The organism is Kitasatospora sp. NPDC058190 (assembly GCF_042883685.1).
In the GTDB taxonomy this organism is placed as follows: Bacteria; Actinomycetota; Actinomycetes; order Streptomycetales; family Streptomycetaceae; genus Kitasatospora.
The window spans coordinates 1-4,938 of record NZ_JBHVVI010000242.1 but is presented as its reverse complement, the minus strand read 5'-3'; the positions used below and the strand labels follow the sequence as shown (position 1 = coordinate 4,938).

3 protein-coding genes and 1 pseudogene are annotated in these 4,938 nt (G+C 69.8%); 1 reads left to right on the top strand and 3 read right to left on the bottom strand.

All coding sequences use genetic code 11. The annotated features are described in order from the left end of the window. Positions 1-318: 318 nt before the first annotated feature. From ACFVWU_RS44225 to ACFVWU_RS44215, 3 genes are read right to left on the bottom strand one after another with little or no spacing between them, the layout of a single operon-like run. A complete protein-coding gene (locus ACFVWU_RS44225) occupies positions 319-1,395 on the bottom strand; it encodes a threonine aldolase family protein (RefSeq protein ID WP_387632236.1) in 1,077 nt (358 codons plus the stop codon). Then, on the bottom strand, positions 1,392-2,150 hold the full coding sequence (locus ACFVWU_RS44220) for an SDR family NAD(P)-dependent oxidoreductase (RefSeq protein ID WP_387632233.1): 759 nt from the start codon (positions 2,148-2,150) through the stop codon (positions 1,392-1,394). Before ACFVWU_RS44220 ends, ACFVWU_RS44225 begins: the two co-directional genes overlap by 4 nt. Next, positions 2,147-3,547, bottom strand: a complete 1,401-nt coding sequence (locus ACFVWU_RS44215) for a DUF6421 family protein (RefSeq protein WP_387632231.1) — start codon at positions 3,545-3,547, stop codon at positions 2,147-2,149. The genes ACFVWU_RS44220 and ACFVWU_RS44215 overlap by 4 nt, the downstream gene beginning before the upstream one ends. A 596-nt stretch (positions 3,548-4,143) precedes the next feature. Between ACFVWU_RS44215 and ACFVWU_RS44210 the strand changes: the two are divergent. Beyond that, positions 4,144-4,848 (top strand): annotated as a pseudogene (locus ACFVWU_RS44210) (ABC transporter substrate-binding protein); the annotation flags it as partial. Positions 4,849-4,938: the final 90 nt, after the last annotated feature.

Genomic DNA, 4,938 nt, shown 5'->3' with positions numbered 1-4,938 from the left:
AACCCCGATCAAACGATCGAGGCCGGGGATGTCAACATATCTGGCGTTGACTTTTGGCACGCTGTTGAGTTCTCAAGGAACGGACGCTTCCTTCGAACCGCCTTTCAGCGGGCCCTCCGGGCGCTTCGTTCTTTCGTGTTTCCAGCTTATCAGATGTTTTCCGCTCCGTTTTCCGGAGTTTCATTCATCGGATTCGCTTTCCGCTTTGTCGCCCCGGTCTCCCTCGGCGACTCCGGAACTGTACGGGGACCGACCCGCCACATGCAAATCGCCCCGCCCTGCTGTCGCAGGACGGGACGATCCGCAGATGGAACACCGTCAGGCGCGGCCCATCTCCTCGGCGATGGCCGCCGCGAAGGCGTCGATGTCGGCCTCCGTGGTGTCGAAAGCACACATCCAGCGGACCTCACCGGTGTGCTCGTTCCAGAAGTAGAAGCGGTAACGCTTCTGCAGCCGCTCGCTCACCTCGCGCGGGAGGATCGCGAACACCGCGTTCGCCTGCACCGGGCGAACGATCTCGACACCGTCGATCTTCCGGACCGCCGCCTCCAGCCGGCTGGCCATCGCGTTGGCGTGGCCGGCGTTGCGCAGGTAGAGGTCGCCGGAGAGCAGCGCCTCGAACTGGACGGAGAGGAAGCGCATCTTCGAGGCGAGCTGCATCGAGGTCTTGCGCAGGTACTTGATGTTGCGCACCCGCTCCGGGTTGAGCACCACCACGACCTCGCCGAGCAGCAGGCCGTTCTTCGTCCCGCCGAAGGAGACCACGTCCACGCCCACGTCCGTGGTGAAGGCGCGCATCGGCAGGCCGAGCGAGGCGGCCGCGTTGGCCAGGCGGGAGCCGTCGACGTGGACGAGCATGCCCAGCTGGTGGGCGTGCTCGGTGATCGCGCGGATCTCGTCGGCGGTGTAGACGGTGCCGAGCTCGGTGCTCTGGGTGATGGAGACCGCGAGCGGCTGGGCGCGGTGCTCGTCACCGAAGCCCCAGGCCTGCTGGTCGAGCAGCTCGGGGGTGAGCTTGCCGTCCGGGGTGGAGACGAGGTGCAGCTTGATGCCGCCCATCTTCTCCGGGGCGCCGCCCTCGTCCACGTGGATGTGGGCGGTCTCGGCGCAGACCACGGCGCCCCAGCGCGGCAGGAGCGCCTGGAGGGCGACCACGTTGGCACCGGTGCCGTTGAAGACGGGGTACGCCTCGGCCTTCTCGCCGAAGTGGCGGCGGAACACGTCCTGCAGGTGCGCCGTGTAGTCGTCCTCGCCGTACGCGACCTGGTGGCCGCCGTTGGCGAGGGCGATCGCGGCGAGGATCTCGGGGTGCACGCCGGCGTAGTTGTCGCTGGCGAAGCCGCGGACGGCGGGGTCGTGCCGCCGTACCGCGTCCGTACGGGTGAGCTCGGTCATCGGGCTGTCAGCCACAGGTGCTGTCCGTTCAGTTCTGCTGCGGGGCGGTCCCAGAGGTCCGCCAGGTGTCCGGCGAGGTCGGCGGTGTCGGTGAAGCCGGCGAACTTCGCCTCCGGCTTCTCGGCCCGCATCTCAGGACTGACCAACGCCTTGATCACCAGGATGGCAGCGGCCGCGGTGGGCTCGCCGTCCGGGGAGGTGGTCTCCTTCTTGAAGGAGTCGGCCATGGCGAGGGTCCAGGCCTCGGTGGCGGCCTTGGCGGCCGCGTAGGCGGCGCCGCCCGCGGTGGGCTTGTGCGCGGCCGCGGCGGAGATCATCGCGTAGCGGCCGGCCGGGCTGCGGACCAGCGCGGGCTGGAAGGCCAGCGAGGTGTGCTGGAGGGTGCGCACGACGGTGTCGTGCAGGAAGTCCCAGTCATCCAGGCGGGTGTCGAAGAAGGTCTTGCTGCCGCGCCAGCCGCCGACCAGGTGGAACAGACCGTCCACGTGGCCGTGCTCGGCCTCCAGGTGGTCGGCCCAGTCGTGGACCTCCTGCGGGTCGAGCAGGTCGATCACCTGGCCGCTGACCTTGGCTCCGCGCACCGCGATGCGGGTGGCGTCGAGCGCGGACTCCAGACGCTGGGCGTCGATGTCCGCGCCGATCACGGTGGCGCCGCCCGCGGCGAGGCGGCGCAGCACCGCCTGGCCGGCCGGGCCGCTGGCCCCGGCGACGGCGATGACCTTGCCGGCCAGCTTGGTGTCGGGGGTGGTGGTCACGCAGCAACTCCCTGGATGCCTGCGCCGGTGATGCCGGCGGTGGCGGCGATGACGCCGCCGAGCTTCTTGGACAGGGCCTCGTAGAACATGCTCAGCGGGAACTCGTCCGGGAGCACGGCGTCGCACAGCGCCTTGTTGAGGGCCTTGCCGTCGGTGATGTCGAGCGGCAGCGCCTCCGGGCCCTTGGCCCAGGTGGAGGCCGGGTGCGGGGTGAGGTAGCGGGAGACCAGCTGGTAGGCGGCGATCCAGTGGGCCGGCTTGGGCCGGTCGATGCCGTCGCGGTACAGGGTCTCGATCTCGCCGCAGAGCGCGTTGGTGACCTGCTGGGCGCGGTCCCAGTCGATGCTGAGGCGGTTGTCGCGCCAGCGCAGCGCGTCGTGCTTGTGCAGGTACGCGAAGAGCAGCTGGCCGCCGAGGCCGTCGTAGTTGCGCACGCGGTCACCGCTGACCGGGAAGCGGAACAGGCGGTCGAACAGGATCGCGTACTGGACGTCGCGGGCGTGCGGGTTGCCCTCGGTCTCCAGCTTCACCGCCTCCTTGAAGGTGGTGAGGTCACAGCGGAGCTCCTCCAGGCCGTACATCCAGAACGGGCTGCGCTGCTTGATCATGAAGGGGTCGAACGGCAGGTCGCCGTGGCTGTGGGTGCGGTCGTGGACGAGGTCCCACAGGACGAAGGTCTCCTGCGCGCGGTGCTGGTCCTCGAGCAGGCCCTCGGCGTCGGCGGGGATCTCCAGGCCGAGCTGCTGGACGGCGCTGGTGGAGACGGCACGGAAGCGGGCGGCCTCGCGGTCGCAGAAGATGCCGCCCCAGGTGAAACGTTCCGGCGCCTTGCGGACGGCGACCGTCTCGGGGAAGAGGACGGCGGAGTTGGTGTCGTAACCGGCCGTGAAGTCCGTGAAGGTGATCGGCACGAACATCGGGTTGTCGAAGCGGGTGCGCTCCAGCTCGGCCAGCCAGTCGGGCCACACGACCTGCAGCAGGACGGCTTCCAGGTTGCGGTTCGGGTTGCCGTTCTGGGTGTACATCGGGAAGACGACCAGGTGCTCCAGGCCGTCCTCGCGCTGGTCGGCGGGCTGGAAGGCGAGCAGCGAGTCCAGGAAGTCGGGCTCCCGGTAGCCGGTGTCGGCCCACTTGGCGAGGTCGGCGTCGACGGCGGCCAGGTAGGCGGCGGCGTGCGGGAACTTCGGAGCGAGCTCCTCGACGGCGGCCCGGACGGTGGCCACCAGGGGGTCGACGGTGTGCCGCTGGACGGCGGACAGGTCGATCGAGCCGTCCTTGGACTGCAGCGGGCGCAGCGTCTCGACGGCCTCCTTCAGGCGCAGCCACGCCGGGTGGGCGGCGAGGGTCGAGACCGGGGCGTCGGCCGCCGCAGCGAGCCTTGGCGAAAGATTCTGCATCGTGGACTCACTTCGACAGGAGTTATTTCAACGGGGACACCATAAGTACGAAAGGTTCTCCCGTTCAAGGGGGTCAGGACAGGCAAAACTCCGGCGCGCCCCGGCTGCGGCCCGAAAACCTGCACCGGGGCGCGGCTTGTCCGGCATGTGGACGGTGATCTGGATGTCCTGGACAGATGCGGCGCTCTGATGCGAACCTCCCGGCATGTTCCCGGCGGTGATCACGGTGGCCGAACGCCACGACGGCCCGTTCCGGCTGCCCTCCTGTCGGCAGACCGGCTGTTGCCGCCGCACGCGCGGCCGCCGCGGTCGTGGTCGCTGCTGTTGTTGATCCACCTGTCGCCCCGGCGGTCGGCCCGGCCGCGTTGTTGACCCGGCCGCGTCGCTGATCCGGTCACCTGATCGCCCCGGCCGCGTTGTCGACCCGTCCGCGGACACGGGCCCGTACGCCGACCATGCCGTGTGTGTCCCGGCGCCGCCACCGGGGGAAGTGACCCGCCGGGGCGCGGCACGCCCGGCCCGGCCCGGGTCGCCGTGCCCTCCCGTCTACTCCCGTCCTGCCCGGTCCTGCCCCGTCCTTCCACTGGAGTGCTGCCATGACCCTCCGCAAGCCGTCCGTCGTACTGCCCCTCGCCGCCCTGGTGGTCGCCGCCGCGCTGACCGCGTGCGCGCCGCAGGACGCCAAGTCCGACGGGGCCGCCGCCTCGGGCGCGGCCGGCACCGCGGCGGGCTGCGCCCCGGGGGCGCTCGCGACGCGTACGGCCGGGAAGCTGACCGTCGGCACCGACAAGCCGGCCTACGACCCGTGGTTCTCCGAGGACAAGCCCGAGAACGGCAAGGGCTTCGAGTCGGCGGTGGCGTACGCCGTGGCGGACAAGCTGGGCTACCCCAAGGACAAGGTCAGCTGGGTGGTCGCGCCGTTCGGCAAGGCGACCGCGCCGGGCGCCAAGGACTTCGACTTCGACATCAACCAGGTGTCCATCAGTGACGAGCGCAAGCAGGCGGTGGACTTCTCCTCCGGCTACTACGACGTGCGCCAGGCCGTCATCGCACTGAAGAACTCCAAGGCGGCGAACGCGAAGAGCATCGCGGACCTGAAGGGCGCCAAGCTGGGTGCACAGGTCGGCACCACGAGCCTGGACACCATCACCAACACCATCAAGCCGAGCAGCCAGCCGGCCGTGTTCGACTCCAACGACCTGGCGAAGGCGGCGCTGAAGAACGGTCAGGTCGAGGCGCTGGTGGTGGACCTGCCGACGGCCTTCTACATCACCGGCGCCGAGGTGCCGGAGGCTCAGCTTGATTTTTAAGCGGCTGCTGCGATCTTGGCGCGGTGGGCTTCGAGCGTGGGTTCGCGTTTGACGGTCTTCCCGACGCCGTGGCGGGGTGCC

Coding starts and splice junctions, on each gene's coding strand:
- ACFVWU_RS44225 (WP_387632236.1), bottom strand. CDS start 1,395: ATGACCGAGCTCACCCGTACGGACGCGGTACGGCGGCACGACCCCGCC.
- ACFVWU_RS44215 (WP_387632231.1), bottom strand. CDS start 3,547: ATGCAGAATCTTTCGCCAAGGCTCGCTGCGGCGGCCGACGCCCCGGTC.